This is a genomic window from Streptomyces sp. L2, from assembly GCF_004124325.1.
GTDB lineage: Bacteria > Actinomycetota > Actinomycetes > Streptomycetales > Streptomycetaceae > Streptomyces.
The window spans coordinates 79,078-95,975 of the sequence record NZ_QBDT01000001.1 but is presented as its reverse complement, the minus strand read 5'-3'; the positions used below and the strand labels follow the sequence as shown (position 1 = coordinate 95,975).

The window sequence follows — 16,898 nt, the reverse complement described above, 5'->3', positions numbered from 1 at the left end:
CGAAGTCTGGACCGGCATGAAGATCTCATTCCTGATCCACAACGTGTGCGGAATCGGAGGAACGATCACCACCACCTTCAATCTGGCCCAGGCCCTGGCCGACCGGCACGACGTGGAGATCGTCTCCGTGCTGCGCAGCCGGGACCAGCCGGCACTCACCCCCGACCCGCGGATCGCGCTGCGCTTCCTCGTCGACCAGCGCCACGAGAAGGACGACGCCCTGTACCGGGAGCCGGCCAGGGTGTTCCCCGCCGCGGAATACCGCTACCGGGAGTACAGCCGGCTCACCGACCAGCGGATCGCCGCGTACTTGGAGACGACCGACGCCGACGCCGTCGTCGGCACCCGCCCCGGCCTCAACGTGCACCTCGCCCTCCAGGCACCGGACCGGGTGGCCCGCATCGGACAGGAACACCTCACGCTGGAACGCCATTCACCGCGCCTGCGCACCGCCCTGCGCCCGGCCTACCGCCGCCTGGACGTGCTCACCACCGTCACGGAGGCGGACGCCCGCGCCTACCGGCGCATGATGAGCCTGCCGCGCGTCCGCGTCGAAGCACTGCCGAACAGCGTCCCCGACCCCGAACTGCCGCCCGCGGACGGCCGCGCGAAACTCATCGTCGCGGCCGGCCGGCTCGTCCCGGTCAAGCGCTACGACCTGCTCATCCACGCGTTCGCCCCCGTGGCCGCCGCCCACCCCGACTGGAGCCTGCGCATCTACGGCACCGGCCCGCAGCGGGACGCGCTGCGGGCCCTCATCGAGCGGCTCGGCCTGAGCAACAACGCCTTCCTCATGGGCGCCGCCACCCCCATGGAGGCGGAGTGGGTGAAGGCGTCCATCGCCGCTTCCGCCGCCTCCTTCGAGCCGTTCGGCATGACGATCGTCGAGGCGATGCGCTGCGGCCTGCCCGTCGTGAGCACCGACTGCCCCCACGGACCCGCGGAGATCATCGCCGACGGCACCGACGGCCGGCTGGTCCCGACCGGGGACCGGGACGCGTTCACCGCGGCCCTCCTGGAACTCGTCCGCGACGACGAACGGCGCCGGACCATGGGACGGGCGGCCCTCGAGAACGCCGCCCGCTTCGCCCCCGGCACCGTGGTGGAACAGGCGGAACACCTGCTGGCCGAGGCGGTCGCCGCCCGCGCGGCGGGCCGGCGCACGCCGCGGCCGCCGGGCGGCCGGACCCGCGCGCTGCTCGGCCACGGCTTCGCCGCCCGCGATCTCGCCCTGACCGCCGCCGCCCGCGCCCGACGCACCCTGCGGAAGGACCACCGATGACCGGGGACGACAGAACGGAACCGCGCGCACACTGCCTGGCCGGCCCCGACGGCCACATCGCCTTCACCCTCACCCCACCCGTGCCGGACCCCCGCCCCCAGCTCCTGCTGCGACGGCGCACCGGCACCGGCAGCCCCGACACGGACCGGCGCCTCCTCACCCTGGAAACCGGTGCCGAGGGCGAGACGCGCGCCGTCCTGGACCCGCTCCCGCCGCTGGCCGAAGGCCGCTGGGACCTTTACCTCCTGCGCGCACCGGACGCCGAGCCAGAACGCCTGCGACCCGGTCCGCGCGATCTGCGGGCCCTCGTAGACGGACACCTCAGGGACCGGACCGCACCCGTGGCCGCGCGGATCCCCTACCCGACGAAGGACGGCTACCTCGCGCTGCGGACCTGGCTGCGCACCGCCCACGCGGAAGCCGGCCGCATCGAGGTCGGCGACCGGTCCACGACCGTCCACGCCCGGCTGCACGGCACCCGCCTCGCCGACGGAGCGGTCGTACGGCTGTGCCCGCGGGGCAGCGGCGGCGACCGGGAGCAGACCGCGCCGGTCCACGCGGGCGCAGACGGCAGGGACTTCCGCTTCACCGTCGACCACCGGGCGCTGGCCGCCGGCACCACGGCCGGCGGCGGCTTCTGGGACGTCTTCGTCCACCCCGCCCCCGACGCACCCCCCGTCCGGGTCGCCCGGCTCCTGGACGACGTCGAGCACCGCAAGGGATCGTTCGTCTACCCGGCCGCCCGCACCGACGGCACCGACGTGCGGGCCTACTACACGGTCGACAACGACCTCTCCTTCCAGGTAGGCGCGGCCGGCTGAGCCCGCGGGGCGCCGGCCAGGGTGCGCCGGGCGGCCGCCCGCCCGAGGGGTGCGCGGGCGGCGGACCGGCCCGGTGGGTGCGCCGGGCACCGGCCCCGTCTTGCCCGCGCCCGGTGCCCGGCGCACCCTGGTCCCATGGCTGCTCGCGACAGCCCCACCCTCATCACGTCCGTGCAGCGCGCCCTCCGCCTGCTGGAGGAGGTCAGCGCACACGAGAACGGCGCGCCGGCGAAACAGCTGGCGCGCGACACGGGCCTGCCGCTCGCCACCGCCTACCACCTGCTGCGGACGCTGGTCCACGACGGCTACGTGCGCAAACTGGACGACGGCGGCTACGTCCTCGGCGACAAACTGCAGTCCCTGCACACCACCGGCCGCGCCCAGCGGCTCCTCAGCCGCGTCCGGCCGGCCCTCGCCGCCCTGCGCGACGAACTCGCCGGCGCCGCCTACCTCACGTTCTACGAGGACGGCGAGATCCGCGTCGCCGAGATCGTGGACGGCCCCCGGGCACCCCGCGTGGACCTGTGGGTCGGCTTCGCGGACGCCGGGCACGCCACCGCCCTCGGCAAGTCCGTCCTGCGGGAACTGGACGACGAAGCCCGCCGGGACTACCTCGCCCGCCACCACCTCGCCGACCTCACCCCGCGCACCGTCACCAGCCCGCCCGAACTGCTGCGCCGGCTCGACTCGGCCCCGCTGGCCCCGGCCGTCACGGACCTGGAGGAGTACGCCCTCGGTACGGTGTGCGTCGCCGTGCCCGTCTACAGCGGGGACATCCTCGGCTCGCTGGGCGTCTCCCTGCCGGCGGAACGCGTCTCACGGCTCGGCGAGGTGCGGGGGCGACTGCTGCCGGCCGCGAGCCGTGTGACCAGGAGCCTGTCGCTCACTATCTGAAATCCCTCACCTTGTGACCGGCCCGGCCCAGCCCGTTTCCTGGATGAAACGGACATGCCGGGAGTGCACCCCCAACGTGAGGACCGCGGACGTACACATGAGTCAGGCGCAGCAGCACGGGCCGTCGCGACATGCCCGCGAGGGCGCGGCCCGTCAACGAACGGCGGGGGAGGGGGCGGCCGGGCACCGGACGCCGGCCCACAGACACCGCGCCGCCCAACTGGCCGCCGGCATCCCCGTCCTCCCGGTGGTGATCGTCTGCGTCGTCGTCCTCGTCGACGTCCTCGGCGGCGCCGGCACGATGTGGCTGCCGCTGCTGGCGGCCGGGCCCGCACTGGCCGCCGCCACCAACGGGCCGCGCGGTGTCGTGTGCGTCGGAGTACTCGCCGCGGCGCTCGGCGCGGCGCTGGGCGCCCGGGACGGGGTCCCCGGCGGGGAACTCGTCGCCGTGCTGTCCGCCCTGGTCGCCGTCACGCTGGCGAGCGGACTGGCCAGTGCCCTGCGCAGCCGCCGGGAACGCGTGCTGGCCGCCGTCCGCTCCGTCGCCGAGGCCGCCCAGCACGCCCTCCTCAAGCCCGTACCGGAGACCGTCGGCCCCTTCCAGGTGGCCGTCCAGTACAGCGCCGCCGCCGCCGAGGCCCGGATCGGCGGGGACCTCTACGCCCTGGTGCCGACCCCGCACGGCATCCGGCTGATCGTCGGCGACGTCCGCGGCAAGGGGCTGCCGGCCGTCGGAACCGCCGCGCTCGTACTCGGTGTCTTCCGGGAGGCCGCCTACGACGAGCCCGACCTGCTCGCCGTCGTCGCCCGGATCGAACGGAGCCTCGCCCGCAACCTCGGCGCGGACGACTTCGTCACCGCCGTGGTCGTCGGCCACTGCGGCCCCGGCCGGCTGGAGGTCGTCAACTGCGGGCACGCGCCGCCGCTGCTGATATCCGCCGACGGAGGTGTCGTGGCGGTGGAACCGGCCCATCCCTCCCCGCCGCTCGGGCTGCGCGCCCTGTCCGGCGAGACCCCGCGTCTCGAACTCCTGCCCTTCGCCGACGGGGACCAGCTGCTGCTCTACACGGACGGCGTCACGGAGGCCCGCGACCACGCCCGGGAGTTCTATCCCCTCGCCGACGGGGTGGCCCGTCACGTCGGCGACGAGCCGGCCCGCACCCTCGCCGCGCTCCACCGCGAGCTGCTCGCACACGTGGGCGGCCGACTGCACGACGACGCCGCCCTGCTGTTGCTGCGGCAGCGGACCAGGGAGGAGCGGACGACCCCCGAGACCCCGGAAGCGGGCTCACCGGCCGACCGCGAACCCGGCGTCCCTGAGTCCGCCGGCCCTGATGCCGCCGGCCCTGCACCCGCGGTCTGCGAAGCCGCCGCCTCGGAGCCCGCTGCCCTGGAACCCGTCGCCCGCGAGTCCGGTGCCGCCGAATCTGCCGTCCCCGAACCGCAGACCTGAGCAGAAGCGCACGCCTGACCGGCCCCCCGGCGCATCGCAAGACTCTCAGGCCGTGACGAGGTCCGCCCACCGGGTCACTCCGCCGTCGTGCACACGTATGCCGTGGCGCACGGCCAGCGCGCGCACGATGTGTTCGCCCCGGCCGTGCTCGTCGGGATCCACTCCCGCAGGCGAGGCGCCCGCCGGACGCACGGGGCCGGCGTCCGTCACCTCGACGCGCAGGGTGCCCGCCCCGTCACCGGGACGCCAGGACAGCCGTAGCACCGCCGGCGGCAGGGCGTGCACGAACGCGTTCGTGAGCAGCTCCGACACCACGAGCAGCGAGTCGTCGACGATCCGCGGGCACACGTCCCAGTCCGCGAGGAGCCTGCCCACGCGCCGGCGCACGGCCGGCACGGCACCGGCGACGGGCGGCACCGGACACACCTCGTCGAACGCCTCCCGAAACAGCGTGTTCAGCTGTGCCGCCATCGTCTCTCCTGGGGTTCGGCGCCGCGGGCCTGTCGTCCGGCCCGGCGCGTTGCCGAGTCGCAGAGCACGTTAGGAAGCCGGTCCCGGCCGGTCAATGAACACCGGTCGGCATTACCGAACGCCGCGCTGTCCGCCTCTGCCGTAGCCAGCGGGCGCAGGTCCCGGGCGGGCCGTCCGCAGGCCGGGCGAGCCGTCCGCGCAGGCCGGGCGAGCCGTCCGCGGCGGTAATAGGCTCGCCTCATGGCCGGACCGGTCCAGTCGATCGAACGGGCGGCGGCGATCCTGCGCCTGCTCGCGGGCGGGCCGCGCCGACTCGGGCTCGGCGAGGTGGCGGCCTCGCTGGGGCTGGCGAAGGGCACGGCCCACGGCATCCTGCGCACTCTCCAGCACGTGGATTTCGTCGAGCAGGACGCGGCCACCGGGAAGTACCAGCTCGGAGCCGCCCTGCTGCACCTCGGCACGAGCTACCTGGACGTCAACGAGCTGCGCTCCCGCTCCATCAACTGGGCCGACGCCCTGGCCGCCCGCAGCGGCGAAGCGGTGCGCCTCGGCACCCCGCTGGAGGGCAAGGTCCTCGTCGTCCACCACGTGTTCCGGCCGGACGACACCTTCCAGACCCTGGACGTCGGCGCCCTGCTGCCCCTGCACGCCTCCTCCCTAGGCAAGGTCCTCCTGGCCTACGGCACCGTCGCCCTGGAACCGGCCCGGGAAGCGGGGCTGGAGACCTACACCCGGCACACCCTGGACAGCGCCGAACAGCTCACGAGGTCGCTCGCCGAGGTCCGGGAGCTCGGCTGGGCCGCCGAGATCCAGGAGATGAGCATGGGGGAGGCCGGGCTCGCCGCACCGATCCGGGGCCACGGGGGTCTCGTCGTCGGCGCCATCGGGCTCTCCGGCGCCGTCGAGCGGATCTGCGACAGCCAGGGGCACCCCCGGCCGAGCCTGATCACCCTGATCCGGGAGGCCGCCCGGGCGATCTCCAAAGACCTCGGTGCCGCCCGCTGGTAGGCCCTCCCGACGCCTCCTCGTCCCCCCGGAAGGCAGACCCGATCATGGTTGAACGGTATGTGATGTCCATCGATCAGGGCACCAACTCCACGCGATGCATCCTGTTCGACCACCGTGGGCGCCTGGTCTCCGTCGCGCAGCGGGAACACCAGCAGCACTTCCCCCGGCCGGGCTGGGTCGAGCACGACGCCGTCGAGATCTGGCACAACCTGCGGCGCGTCGTCCCCGAGGCCCTCGCCGACGCCGGCGTCCGCGCGGACGAGATCGCCGCCGTCGGACTGGCCAACCAGCGTGAGACGACCGTTCTGTGGGACCGGCACACCGGCGCCCCGCTCGGCCGCGCCGTCGTCTGGCAGGACACCCGCACCGCGCCCCTCGTGGACGAACTCGCCCGCGACCCCGGGGACGCCTTCTTCCTCGAACGCTGCGGGCTGCCGCCCTCCACCTACTTCTCGGCCCTGCGGCTGCGCTGGCTCTTCGACCACGTCAAGGGCCTCCACCAGCGCGCCCGCGACGGCGACGTGCTGTTCGGCACGATGGAGACCTGGCTGATCTGGAACCTCACCGGCGGCGCCGACGGCGGCCTGCACCTCACCGACGCCACCAACGCCTCCCGCACCATGCTGATGAACATCCACACCCTCACCTGGGACGAGGAACTCCTCGCGTTCTTCGGCGTGCCCCGCCCGATGCTCCCCGAGATCAGATCCTCCGCCGAGGTCTACGGCACCGCCCGCACCCTCCTGCCCGGCGTCCGCGTCACCGCCGCCCTCGGCGACCAGCAGGCCGCCCTCTTCGGCCAGACCTGCTTCTCACCGGGCGAGGCGAAATGCACCTACGGCACCGGCAGCTTCCTGCTGCTCAACACCGGCACCGACGTCGTCCGCTCCAGGCACGGGCTCCTCACCACCGTCGCCTACAAGATCGGTGACCGGGCCCCCGTCTACGCCCTGGAAGGCTCCATCGCCGTCACCGGCTCCCTGGTCCAGTGGTTCCGCGACCGCCTCGGCCTGATCAGCAGCGCCCCCGAGATCGAGACCCTCGCCCGCACCGTCGACGACAACGGCGGCTGCTACATCGTCCCCGCCTTCTCCGGGCTCTTCGCCCCCCGCTGGCGCAGCGACGCGCGCGGCGTCATCGTCGGCCTGACCTCCTACATCACCAAGGGGCACCTCGCGCGCGCCGTCCTGGAGGCCACCGCCTGGCAGACCAGGGAGGTCGTCGACGCCATGAACGCCGACTCCGCCGTACCGCTGAGCCGCCTCAAGGTGGACGGCGGGATGACCGCCGACAACCTGCTGATGCAGTACGTCGCCGACGTCCTCGACGTGCCCGTGGTCCGCCCCATGGTCGTCGAGACCGTCTCCCTCGGCGCCGCCTACGCCGCCGGGCTCGCCGCCGGCTACTGGTCCGACCTGGAGGTCCTGCGCGGCAACTGGCACCGGGCAGCCCAGTGGCTGCCCGCCATGGACCCCGGGCACCGGGAGACGGAGTACGACAACTGGCTCCGGGCCGTGGAACGCTCCCTGGACTGGATCAGACCGCCGGCGCCCCACTGACCGCACCGGTCCCGGTGCGGGGAGCAGGTGTGGTGGGGCTCAGCCCGCCGCGTTGTCGACGCGGAGCCGCACCTGCTCCTCCAGACGCCGCAGACTGCCGTCGAGCGCGTCACCGACCGTCTGTTCACCGGGGTCGTGGCTGTCGTCGAAGAACGACAGGTGCACCGTCACCTCGCTGGCGCCGCTGCCGATCCCCGCGACCTGCAGCCAGCCCGCGTAGGCGCCCTGCTCGCGGGTCCCCCACTCGATGCGCATCTGCTCGCCCTCGGCCCGCACGAGGGCGGCCGTGTCCTGACCGGCGCGGTCCTCGTGCACGGTGACGGCGGGCGGGTCGTCCACCCGCACATGCAGCTCGTCCGGCAGCCAGGCGTCGAGCTGTCCGAGATTGGCCGCCTGGTCGAAGACCTGCTCGGGCTGCGCGGGCATCGTGCGGGAACGCTCGTACTCGGACATCGCGGGCACCACCCTGGAAGTCGTCGGTCCGTACCCCGCCCGCGTGCCCCGTCCGCCCCGCCCGAAAAGCCCCCCGGACCACGGATCGCCGGAACAGCGGAAACGCACACGGAGCCCCCCCGCCCCTGCCGGGCCACGGCCGGCTCCCGGCCTAAGGTGGCCTGATGAGCACCGACGCGGGGCCCGGCCCGCAGCGCCGCCGCCCGGGATACAAGGCCGTCGCGGGCGTCTTCGCCGTCGGGATGCTCGGCACCACCCTGCCGACGCCGCTGTACGGGCTGTACCGGCAGCAGATCGGGTTCTCCGAACTGATCGTCACGGTGGTCTTCGCCGTGTACGCGGTCGGCGTCATCGCCGCCCTCCTCGTCGCCGGCGGCTCCTCCGACGTCCTGGGACGGCGACCCGTCCTGATGGGCGCCCTCGGCCTGTCGGCGCTCAGCGCGGTCTGCTTCCTGTTCGAGGGCGGACTGCCCCTGCTCTACACCGGCCGGGTTCTGTCCGGCTTCTCGGCGGGCCTGTTCAGCGGCACCGGCACGGCGGCCGTCCTCGACCTCGCGCCACCAGGACGCCGGGCACGCGCCGCGTTCGCGGCGACCGCGGCCAACATGGGCGGCCTCGGACTGGGCCCGCTGCTCGCCGGCTTCCTCGCCGAGTACGCGCCCCGGCCCCTCGTGCTGCCCTTCCTCGTCCACCTCACCCTGCTGGCCGTCGCCTTCCTGGTCACCTGCCTGGCCACCGAGACCGTGCACCACACGGGACCGAGGCCCCCGCTGCGCCCCCAGGGCATGACCGTTCCGCCCGAGGTGAGCGGGGTGTTCGCCCCCTGCGCGCTGGCCGCCTTCGCCGGTTTCTCCCTGCTCGGCCTGTTCACCGCGGTGGCGCCCGCCTTCCTCGCCCAGACCCTCGGCAAGCACAATCTGGCGGTGACGGGTGCCGTCGTCTTCTGCGTGTTCTGCGCCTCGACCTGCGGCCAGCTGCTGATGGGCAGGCTCGGCGCGCGCAGTGCCCTGCCGCGCGGCTGCGGCGTCCTCGTCGTCGGGCTGCTCCTCGTCGGGGCCTCGCTGCTGCTGAAGTCCTTCCCCCTGCTGCTGCTCGGCGCGGTCGCCGGAGGCGTGGGACAGGGCATGGCCTTCCGGGCCGGACTCACCGCGGTCGGCTCCGCCGCACCGGCCGAGCACCGCGGCGCCACCATCTCCGCGTTCTTCGTCGTCGCCTACCTGGGCATCTCGCTGCCGGTAGTCGGGGTCGGCGCGCTGGCCGTGACGCTGGGCGTGCGCACCGCGGGCATGGTCTTCACCTGCTGCGCGGTCCTGCTCGTCGCCGCGGTCGGCCTGCGCGTCACCCGCCACCCGCCCCGCGCCCTCAGCGAGGGCACGAGCCCCTCGTAGTCAGGAGGAGCGGTCGGGCGTTCCGGTCACCAATAGTGCCGGCGGCCCGCGATCGCGTGCCCCATGGACCCCAGGATCCAGAACACGGCGCCGATCACGACCAGGATGATGCCGATGGTCCACAGGATGCCTATGCCCGTGATGAATCCGATGATGAGAAGGATGACTCCGAGGGCGATCATGACGTGCCTCCAGCCGTTGGCCCTGCCCCCCTGCCCTTCCGGATGCCCCGAACCGGCGCCGTCATCTCACCCGGGTCCGCGAAACTTTCCCCCGGCCCGGCGCGAACCCGCGAAGGGGGGTGTCTGGTCCCGGGGGAGGCGAGTTGGGAAGATAGGCGCATGACCACGTCCCGCGGCGCCCGCCGGCCCACCATCGCCGACGTCGCCGAGGCGGCGTCGGTCTCCCGGACGACCGTGTCCCACGCCCTCAACGGCATCGGCAAGGTCGACCCCCGCACCCGTGAACGCATCAAGGCGGTCGCCGCCGAACTCGGCTACCGGCCCAACCTGCGCGCCCAGCGCCTGCGCCGCGGCGAGGCCAAGGCGATCGCGCTGGTCTCCTCGATGCCCTTCGCGGTCGCCGGCGGCCCCTCCCGGCTCGGCTTCTACATGGAGGTCGCCGCCGCCGCGGCCGAACGCGCCCTCGTCCACGACTACGCGCTCGTCCTGATCCCGCCCGTGCAGTCCGGGTCCGCGCTGTACTCCGTGGACATCGACGGCGCGATCGTCGTCGAGCCCGAGGCCGACGACGCCGCCGTCGCCCAACTCCGCGAACGCGGACTGCCGTACGTCACGCTCGGCCGGCCCACCGCCGCCGGCGACGACGCCTCCTACGTCGACCTGCACGGCGGCCGGGTCGCCGAACTGCTCCTGGAGCACCTGCACGCCCAGGGCGCCCGGTGCCCCGCGCTCATGGTCGGTGCCGGCACCCGCCACTCCTCCCTGGACGCCCGCGCCGCCTACGAACGGGCGGCCCGCGCCCACGGCTGGACGCCGATCGTCGCCGCCGTGCCGGAGGACGGCGGGGAACAGGCCGGGCACGACCGGTGCGCCGAACTGCTCGCGGAGCACCCCGGCATCGACGCGCTGTGCGTCCTCGTCGACGCCTTCGCCGTCGGCGCGGTCCGCGCGCTGCGGGAGGCCGGCCGCCGCATCCCCGACGACGTCATGGTCGTCACCCGCTACGACGGACTGCGCGCCCGCACCTGCGAACCCCCGCTCACCGCGGTCGACCTGCGCCTGGACCGGGCAGCCGGCGACGCGGTAGAACTCCTCCTGGCCCGCCTAGGCACCCCCCCACCCACACCCACCACCCCCCCACCCCCACCCCGACTGATCCCCCGAACCTCCTCCCACCGCAAAACCCCCACCGACTAACCGCCCCCAGCCGCCATAACTGCGGCCATACGCCTCGCAAGGACCGGCCCACCCAGCTGCGGACCCCCGCGCCGCGAGGCCCGCCGCCCACTCAACTGCGGGCCCCGTGCTGCAAGGCCCGGCACGCACCCCCGGCCCCCATAGCTGCGGGCATGCGTGCCGCAAGGGGCGGCACGGGTGGGCGCAGCGGCACCCGGCAAGCGTCGGCAAGCGACCCCACCCCCGCCCGGCTCCAGCGCACCGCCACCTGGCAGCTCCGTCAACCGACCCCACCGGCTCCAGCGCACCGCACCGGCAACCAACCCCACCCCCACCCCCGTTTCACGCCCCAGCCATCAGCACCACCCCCGACACCAGCGCGAACACCAGCACGAACCCCCGCATCTTCCGCGCGTCCACCCGCGTATGCACCAGCCGGCTCAACCAGGCCCCAGCCGCCAGCGCCGGCAGCAGCAGCACCGCCCGCCCCATGTCCCCCGCATGCCCCCGCCCGGTCGCGAACAGCAGCGCCAGCGAGGCGACTTCACCGACGAGGAAGCACACCGCCACGGTGGCCCGCAGCTCACCCGGCGGACGGTGCTGGTAGACGAGGGCCAGCGGCGGCCCGCCCACCCCGGTCGCCGTCTCGCTCAGCCCCGTGACCACACCCGCGCCCAGATAGGCGGCACGCCCCGGCACGAACGACGGCATGAAGAGACTGACCACCGCCGCCAGCACCGTCGACACGCCCACGAGGACGCCGAGCCGCCCCTCCGGGACGATCCACAGCAGGGCCAGCCCCGCCGGCGTCGCCGTCAGCCGTGCCACCGTGATCCAGCCCGCGCCGCGCACATCGAGGCTGCGCCGCTCCCGCCAGGCAACGTACAGATTGAGCGGGATCATCGCGGTCAGGACGAACACCGGCAGCAGCCCCGGGTCGAGCAGCCCGGCGACCGGTGCCACGATCAGCGCGAACCCCAGCCCACTGGTGCCCTGCACGAACGCGGCCACCGCCACGGTCACGGCCAGCACGGCCAGCGCATCCCCGCTCATCGCCGACCACCCAGGGTGCCGACAGCCGCCGTACCGGCGTCGCGCCCGCCCTCTGCTGAGAGCCCCTGCGCCGCCGCGCGCTCCCGCGCCACCACCGACGTCGCCGCCCGCTCCCGCGCCACCACCGACGTCGGATGCGCCCGGGTCACCCCGGCGCGCCCTACCACCCGGGGCGCCAGCTCGGCGGCGCGCCGCACCAGCGCCGCACCGTCCCAGCCCACCGGTCCGCCCCGCCACAGCCGCAGCCGCCCGGCGACGAACACGGCGGTGAGCTGGTCCCGGTTGCCCCGGCGGGTCAGTTCCCACGGCAGGTCCCAGGACGGCTGCATCTCGGGTCCGCCGATGTCCGCGAGCAGGAAGTCGGCGGCGGCGCCGGCCGCGATCCGCCCCGTGAGCCGGCCGAGTCCGGCCGCGTCGGCACCGCCCGCGGATGCCCGGTCCAGCCAGGTCCAGCCGGCCCCGCAGGAGGAGTCGCCGGCGGTCAGGCCGTAGGTGAGCCGCTGCGCGAACTCGGCGGCGTCCGCGAGCCGGAAGCCGTCCCCGCGGGTGCCGTCGGTGCCCAGCCCGAACCGGATGCCGCGCTCGGCGAACACGGTGGCCGGCGCGACCGCGTTGCCCTTCCAGGCGCTGGCGACCGGGTTGTAGCTCACCGCCGTACCGCTGTCGGCGAGCAAGGTGATCTCGGACGCGGTGAGCAGCGTGGCGTGCGCGACCAGCAACTGCGGTCCCAGGGCGCCCACATGGCGCAGATACTCCAGCGGCCGCAGCCCGTGCCGGACGAGGGACCGCTCGACGGCGACGAGGTGCTCGTTGGCGTGGATCTGCACGACCGCTCCCGCCTCGGCGGCGAGCCGTGCCGTCGCGGCCAGCGTCCGCCCGGTCGCGGCCTCCGGCACGGACACGGCGAGGGAGGCGTGCACCAGGTCGTCGCCCGCGTAGCGGGCCAGATGCTTCTCGGCGGCGGCGAGCACGGCGCCCGGATCGGCGTCCGGGCCGGTGCCGTCCGAGGTGTCGTTGCAGACGAGGCCGAGGACACAGCGGATGCCCGCGTCCCGTGCCGCCGACGCCACCACATCGACGTCGACCGCGGCACGCGTGCCCGCCTCGGCGACCGTGGTGAACCCGCCGCGCAGCGACTCCAGGGCCGCCAACTTCGCCGCCACGTACGCCGATTCCTCGTCCAGCGCGCCCTCCAGCGGCACCCATACCCGGCGGAAGATCTCCGAGGGCTCCCCGAAGGCCAGCGAGCCGCCGAAGCTCTGTGTCAGATGGTGGTGGGTGTCGACGAAGCCGGGCATCAGCACATGGTGCGGCAGCCTGATCGGTGTCAGCGCCGGGTACGCGCGGACGATCCGCTCGGCCGGGCCGGCGTCGGCGAAGACACCGTCGCGCACCACCACCGCGTGCCCGGCCACGGGGCCGTCCGGGGTCAGCGTCACGTCGGGGACCAGCAGCAGCTCCGCGCGGCTGAGCAGGTCGGGGGTCAGGTCGCTCATGGTTCTCCGTTGATCGGGATGGGGGCGGCGGGGGAGTGGCTCAGACCCGCGCGGCCGCGCCGGGCGCCTCGGCCGGCAGGACGGGTTCGTCCCGGCGGCGGCCCAGATGGTGGAAGACGATGTTGAGCAGGGCGGCGGTGAAGGCGCCCACGGCGACGCCGCTGCCCAGCAGGATCCGCACGCCGGACGGGAATCCGTCGTACACGCCGGGAACGAGGATCGGCAGCAGGCCCAGGGCGAGTGCGACGGCACAGGTGACCATCGACGTGTGGTCCTCCAGCCGGGCCCGCTGCAGCATCTGCACGCCCAGTACGGTGATCACGGCGAAGACGACCATCGCGGCGCCCCCGACGACCGCCGGCGGCATGACGGTGATGGCCCGCGCGACGGGGGTCAGGAAGCCGAGCACGACGAGGACCAGGCCCGCCGCCGCCGTGACGTACCGGCTGCGCACGCCGGTGACGCGGACGATGCCGATGTTCTCGCCGCTGGTGACCATCAGCGGCAGCCCGAGGAAGCCGCCCAGCAGGGAGGTCAGCGCGTCACCGCGCACCGTGCTCGGCACGTCCTTGCGGATGTCGATCTCCTTGCCCACCGCCTCGGCGTTGATGACGGTCTGACCGGTCGCCTCCGCCATGGACGCCAGGCTGTACAGCATCAGCGGCAGCGCCGCGAGGACGTCGAAGACGGGCGCGCCGAAGGGCAACGGCCGGGGCAGGCCGACCAGTTGCCCGGAGGTGAGCGAGCCCAGGTGGACCTGGCCGAGGGCGAAGGCCAGCGCCGTGCCCGCCACCAGCCCGAGCAGCACGGCCAGTTGCCGCAGCACCCCGCGCAGCACCCGGGTGAAGACGACGATCAGGCCGATCGTCGCGAAGGCGAGCCCGAGCGCGCCGGGGTCGGCGAAGCCGGGGGTGCCGGGCTGGCCGGTGACCAGCAGCGCCCCGACCTTCACGAGGTTGACCCCGACGATCACGATCATCGTGCCGATCACGAGGGGCGGGAAGAACCTCAGCAGCCGCGCGAACAGCGGCAGGACGACGAAGGTGAAGGCGGCGGTGAGGAGCACCGCCCCCGTGGCCGTGGGCAGGCCGTGCGCCTGGGCGATCGACAGGAACAGGATCAGCGGGGCGCCGCCGGGCAGCATCACGAACGGCAGTCTGGGCCCGAACTTCCAGGGCCCCAGGGACTGGATGAGCGATCCGACCCCCGACAGCAGCAGGGCCGCGGAGAGCAGGTCGACGGTGAGCCCCGGGCTCAGCCGCAGGGTGGCGCTCATCAGGAAGATCGCGGAGATCGGGGTCGCCGCCATGACGAGGACGTGCTGAACGCCGAAGAGCAGGATCCGCCCGACCGGGCGGGACTCGTCGACGGGATGGACCGGGGCGGGGCTGGACTCTCGGACGGGATGTACGGGACTGGACACGCGCGGGCTCCGTTCGGCTCGCTCGGCTCAGGCCTCGACGATCCGGCCGTGGACGGCGGCCAAAACGATGGGGCCAAATCGATTTGGCCGCCAGTATGAAGCCTCGGAGCGGGTCGCGGTCAAGAGGGTTGGGCTCCACGCGAGACAACACTTCAGGACAAGTCCAAAGCTTTAAAAAAGCCGGAAGCAACAAATCTTGACGTGACCCACCAGCCTGCGTACGTTCCGCACCGTCCCCCAGCGCGCCCGGACCGGCACCGGTCCGCCGCCGAACACAGCTGACCCCTCGACGAGTTGACGCCCCGCCACCCCCGGCCCGAGGAGCAGACCATGCACGCGACGAGACCCACCGCCCGGCCACCCCGCCCCCACCCCCGCGGACGCGCCACCGCCGCGCTCTCCGCCCTCGCCCTGCTGCTGGCCGCCCTCGTCGGCCTCGCCGCACCCGCGCGGGCGGCCGGCTCCGGCCCCTGCGACATCTACGGCACGGCCGGCACCCCCTGCGTCGCCGCGCACAGCACGGTGCGCGCCCTGTTCGCGGCGTACGACGGCCCCCTGTACCGCGTCACCCGGGCCTCGGACGGCGCCGGCGCCGACATCGGTCTGCTCGCCCCCGGCGGCTACGCCGACGCCGCCGCCCAGGACCGCTTCTGCGGCGGCACGACCTGCCGGATCACGAAGATCTACGACCAGACCTCCCGGCACAACGACCTGACGCCGGGCCCCGCCGGAACCTCCGGCATGGGCGCCGACCGCGGAGCGGACGCCTCCGAGATCGCCGTCACCGCGGGCGGTCACAAGGTCTACGGCGTCTGGATCTCGCCCGGCGTGGGCTACCGTTACACCGGCGTCGCCTCGGGCGTGGCCGTCGACGGCCGGGCCGAGGGCGCCTACATGGTGGCCAGCGGCACCCACGTCGGCTCGGCCTGCTGCTTCGACTACGGCAACGCCGAGAGCACGCCCGCCGACACCGGCAACGGCCACATGGACGCCGTCAGCATCGCCACCACCTGCTACTTCGCCCCGTGCACCGGCTCAGGCCCCTGGGTGGAGGCCGACATGGAGAACGGCATGTTCCAGGGCGACAACGGCTCCAACACCGCCAACCGGGGCAACAGCAGCCCCTTCGTCACGGCGGTGCTGAAGAACGACGGACAGACCAGGTACGCCCTCAAGGGCGGCAACTCCCAGTCCGGCGCACTGACCACCTGGTGGGACGGCGGTCTGCCCACCCGCGGCGGCTACCGGCCCATGCACCAGGAGGGCGGCATCATCCTCGGCACCGGCGGCGACAACAGCAACTGGAACCGGGGCACCTTCTTCGAGGGCGTGATGGTCTCCGGTTACCCGACCGACGCCGCCGAGAACGCCGTACAGGCGAACATCGTCTCCGTCGGCTACTCCGGCGAGACGAACGTGCCCAACGGCCCCCAGGGCACGATCACCGGCCCCGGAGCCAAGTGCGTCGACGTCGCCGCCGACGACACCGGCACCGACGGCGCCGCCGTCCAGCTGTGGGACTGCCAGTCCTACGCCGAGGACCAGCACTGGACCCACAACCCCGACGGCTCCCTCACCACGCTGGGCCGCTGCCTGGACATCGAGGGCGACGGGACGGCGAACGGGGCGAAGGCCGAGCTGTGGGACTGCAACGGCGTCGGGGGCCAGAAATGGGTGCAGCAGGCGGACGGTTCGCTGCTGAACCCGCAGTCCGGCCGGTGCCTGGACTCGCCCAGCGGCGCCACCGCGAACGGCACGCGCCTGCAGATCTGGGACTGCAACGGATCACCGGCCCAGAAGTTCTCGGTCGACGGCGGAGCCCCTGTCACCGGCCCCGGAGCCAAGTGCGTCGACGTGGCGGCCGACGACACGGGCACCGACAGCGCTCCCGTCCAGCTGTGGGACTGCCAGTCCTGGGCGGTCGACCAGCACTGGTTCCACCGCTCCGACGGCTCCCTGACGACACTGGGCCGCTGCCTGGACGTCGTCGGCGACGGGACGGCGAACGGGGCGAAGGTCGAGCTGTGGGACTGCAACGGCGTCGGGGGCCAGAAATGGGTGCAGCAGGCGGACGGTTCGCTGCTGAACCCGCAGTCCGGCCGCTGCCTGGACTCGCCCAGCGGCGCCACCGCGAACGGCACGCGCCTGCAGATCTGGGACTGCAACGGATCACCGGCCCAGAAGTTCGGCCTGACCTGACACACGGAACGGATCGGGGCGGCGCCGGCCGGACACGCGG

15 protein-coding genes are annotated in these 16,898 nt (G+C 73.9%); 9 read left to right on the top strand and 6 right to left on the bottom strand.

The window, feature by feature from the left end:
* Window positions 1-16 precede the first annotated feature (16 nt).
* The 4 genes from DBP14_RS00455 (at window position 17) to DBP14_RS00440 (ending at window position 4,450) form a co-directional block, all read left to right on the top strand.
* A complete protein-coding gene (locus tag DBP14_RS00455) occupies window positions 17-1,282 on the top strand; it encodes a glycosyltransferase family 4 protein (RefSeq protein ID WP_129305071.1) in 1,266 nt (421 codons plus the stop codon).
* Window positions 1,279-2,103, top strand: coding sequence for a transferase (locus tag DBP14_RS00450; RefSeq protein ID WP_129305070.1), 825 nt, complete (start codon window positions 1,279-1,281; stop codon window positions 2,101-2,103). The genes DBP14_RS00455 and DBP14_RS00450 overlap by 4 nt, the downstream gene beginning before the upstream one ends.
* Window positions 2,104-2,238: 135 nt before the next feature.
* Entirely contained in the window at window positions 2,239-2,997 is a 759-nt protein-coding gene (locus DBP14_RS00445) for an IclR family transcriptional regulator (protein ID WP_129305069.1), read from the top strand.
* 97 nt (window positions 2,998-3,094) lie between these two features.
* Window positions 3,095-4,450, top strand: a complete 1,356-nt coding sequence (locus DBP14_RS00440) for a PP2C family protein-serine/threonine phosphatase (RefSeq protein ID WP_241740745.1) — start codon at window positions 3,095-3,097, stop codon at window positions 4,448-4,450.
* 45 nt (window positions 4,451-4,495) lie between these two features.
* Here DBP14_RS00440 and DBP14_RS00435 read toward each other — a convergent pair whose 3' ends face one another.
* Window positions 4,496-4,921, bottom strand: a complete 426-nt coding sequence (locus DBP14_RS00435; RefSeq protein WP_129305068.1) for an ATP-binding protein — start codon at window positions 4,919-4,921, stop codon at window positions 4,496-4,498.
* Window positions 4,922-5,161: 240 nt separating this feature from the next.
* Here DBP14_RS00435 and DBP14_RS00430 point away from each other — a divergent pair, with 240 nt between their 5' ends.
* Together DBP14_RS00430 and glpK are read left to right on the top strand one after the other, a co-directional pair.
* Window positions 5,162-5,929, top strand: coding sequence for an IclR family transcriptional regulator (locus DBP14_RS00430; RefSeq protein ID WP_129305067.1), 768 nt, complete (start codon window positions 5,162-5,164; stop codon window positions 5,927-5,929).
* 44 nt (window positions 5,930-5,973) lie between these two features.
* Window positions 5,974-7,488, top strand: a complete 1,515-nt coding sequence (gene glpK, locus DBP14_RS00425) for a glycerol kinase GlpK (protein ID WP_129305066.1) — start codon at window positions 5,974-5,976, stop codon at window positions 7,486-7,488.
* A 39-nt stretch (window positions 7,489-7,527) separates the two neighbouring features.
* On the opposite strand, the gene DBP14_RS00420 is transcribed toward glpK, so the two are convergent.
* Window positions 7,528-7,941, bottom strand: a complete 414-nt coding sequence (locus DBP14_RS00420; RefSeq protein ID WP_129305065.1) for an SRPBCC family protein — start codon at window positions 7,939-7,941, stop codon at window positions 7,528-7,530.
* 164 nt (window positions 7,942-8,105) lie between these two features.
* Here DBP14_RS00420 and DBP14_RS00415 point away from each other — a divergent pair, with 164 nt between their 5' ends.
* Window positions 8,106-9,329, top strand: a complete 1,224-nt coding sequence (locus DBP14_RS00415) for an MFS transporter (protein ID WP_347239629.1) — start codon at window positions 8,106-8,108, stop codon at window positions 9,327-9,329.
* Between the two features lie 26 nt (window positions 9,330-9,355).
* On the opposite strand, the gene DBP14_RS35880 is transcribed toward DBP14_RS00415, so the two are convergent.
* Window positions 9,356-9,511: a DUF6131 family protein gene (locus DBP14_RS35880; RefSeq protein WP_164992220.1), complete on the bottom strand. Its 156-nt coding sequence runs from the start codon at window positions 9,509-9,511 to the stop codon at window positions 9,356-9,358.
* Between the two features lie 159 nt (window positions 9,512-9,670).
* On the opposite strand from DBP14_RS35880, the gene DBP14_RS00410 reads away from it, so the two are divergent.
* Window positions 9,671-10,708, top strand: a complete 1,038-nt coding sequence (locus DBP14_RS00410) for a LacI family DNA-binding transcriptional regulator (protein WP_129305064.1) — start codon at window positions 9,671-9,673, stop codon at window positions 10,706-10,708.
* A gap of 321 nt (window positions 10,709-11,029) precedes the next feature.
* Here DBP14_RS00410 and DBP14_RS00405 read toward each other — a convergent pair whose 3' ends face one another.
* The 3 genes from DBP14_RS00405 to DBP14_RS00395 are packed head-to-tail and all read right to left on the bottom strand — an operon-like array spanning window position 11,030 to window position 14,659.
* Complete coding sequence (locus DBP14_RS00405; RefSeq protein WP_129305063.1) at window positions 11,030-11,740, bottom strand: sulfite exporter TauE/SafE family protein; 711 nt, start codon at window positions 11,738-11,740, stop codon at window positions 11,030-11,032.
* Window positions 11,737-13,236: an amidohydrolase family protein gene (locus tag DBP14_RS00400; protein ID WP_129305062.1), complete on the bottom strand. Its 1,500-nt coding sequence runs from the start codon at window positions 13,234-13,236 to the stop codon at window positions 11,737-11,739. Before DBP14_RS00400 ends, DBP14_RS00405 begins: the two co-directional genes overlap by 4 nt.
* 40 nt (window positions 13,237-13,276) lie before the next feature.
* Complete coding sequence (locus DBP14_RS00395; protein WP_241740743.1) at window positions 13,277-14,659, bottom strand: solute carrier family 23 protein; 1,383 nt, start codon at window positions 14,657-14,659, stop codon at window positions 13,277-13,279.
* Window positions 14,660-14,989: 330 nt separating this feature from the next.
* On the opposite strand from DBP14_RS00395, the gene DBP14_RS00390 reads away from it, so the two are divergent.
* A complete protein-coding gene (locus DBP14_RS00390; protein WP_129305061.1) occupies window positions 14,990-16,858 on the top strand; it encodes an arabinofuranosidase catalytic domain-containing protein in 1,869 nt (622 codons plus the stop codon).
* Window positions 16,859-16,898 lie beyond the last annotated feature (40 nt).

Excerpts from the sequence above, each read along its gene's own strand:
- DBP14_RS00455 (WP_129305071.1), top strand. The coding sequence starts at position 17 with ATGAAGATCTCATTCCTGATCCACAACGTGTGCGGAATCGGAGGAACG.
- DBP14_RS00450 (WP_129305070.1), top strand. The coding sequence starts at position 1,279 with ATGACCGGGGACGACAGAACGGAACCGCGCGCACACTGCCTGGCCGGC.
- DBP14_RS00445 (WP_129305069.1), top strand. The coding sequence starts at position 2,239 with ATGGCTGCTCGCGACAGCCCCACCCTCATCACGTCCGTGCAGCGCGCC.
- DBP14_RS00440 (WP_241740745.1), top strand. The coding sequence starts at position 3,095 with ATGAGTCAGGCGCAGCAGCACGGGCCGTCGCGACATGCCCGCGAGGGC.
- DBP14_RS00435 (WP_129305068.1), bottom strand. The coding sequence starts at position 4,921 with ATGGCGGCACAGCTGAACACGCTGTTTCGGGAGGCGTTCGACGAGGTG.
- DBP14_RS00430 (WP_129305067.1), top strand. The coding sequence starts at position 5,162 with ATGGCCGGACCGGTCCAGTCGATCGAACGGGCGGCGGCGATCCTGCGC.
- glpK (WP_129305066.1), top strand. The coding sequence starts at position 5,974 with ATGGTTGAACGGTATGTGATGTCCATCGATCAGGGCACCAACTCCACG.
- DBP14_RS00420 (WP_129305065.1), bottom strand. The coding sequence starts at position 7,941 with ATGTCCGAGTACGAGCGTTCCCGCACGATGCCCGCGCAGCCCGAGCAG.
- DBP14_RS00415 (WP_347239629.1), top strand. The coding sequence starts at position 8,106 with ATGAGCACCGACGCGGGGCCCGGCCCGCAGCGCCGCCGCCCGGGATAC.
- DBP14_RS35880 (WP_164992220.1), bottom strand. The coding sequence starts at position 9,511 with ATGATCGCCCTCGGAGTCATCCTTCTCATCATCGGATTCATCACGGGC.
- DBP14_RS00410 (WP_129305064.1), top strand. The coding sequence starts at position 9,671 with ATGACCACGTCCCGCGGCGCCCGCCGGCCCACCATCGCCGACGTCGCC.
- DBP14_RS00405 (WP_129305063.1), bottom strand. The coding sequence starts at position 11,740 with ATGAGCGGGGATGCGCTGGCCGTGCTGGCCGTGACCGTGGCGGTGGCC.
- DBP14_RS00400 (WP_129305062.1), bottom strand. The coding sequence starts at position 13,236 with ATGAGCGACCTGACCCCCGACCTGCTCAGCCGCGCGGAGCTGCTGCTG.
- DBP14_RS00390 (WP_129305061.1), top strand. The coding sequence starts at position 14,990 with ATGCACGCGACGAGACCCACCGCCCGGCCACCCCGCCCCCACCCCCGC.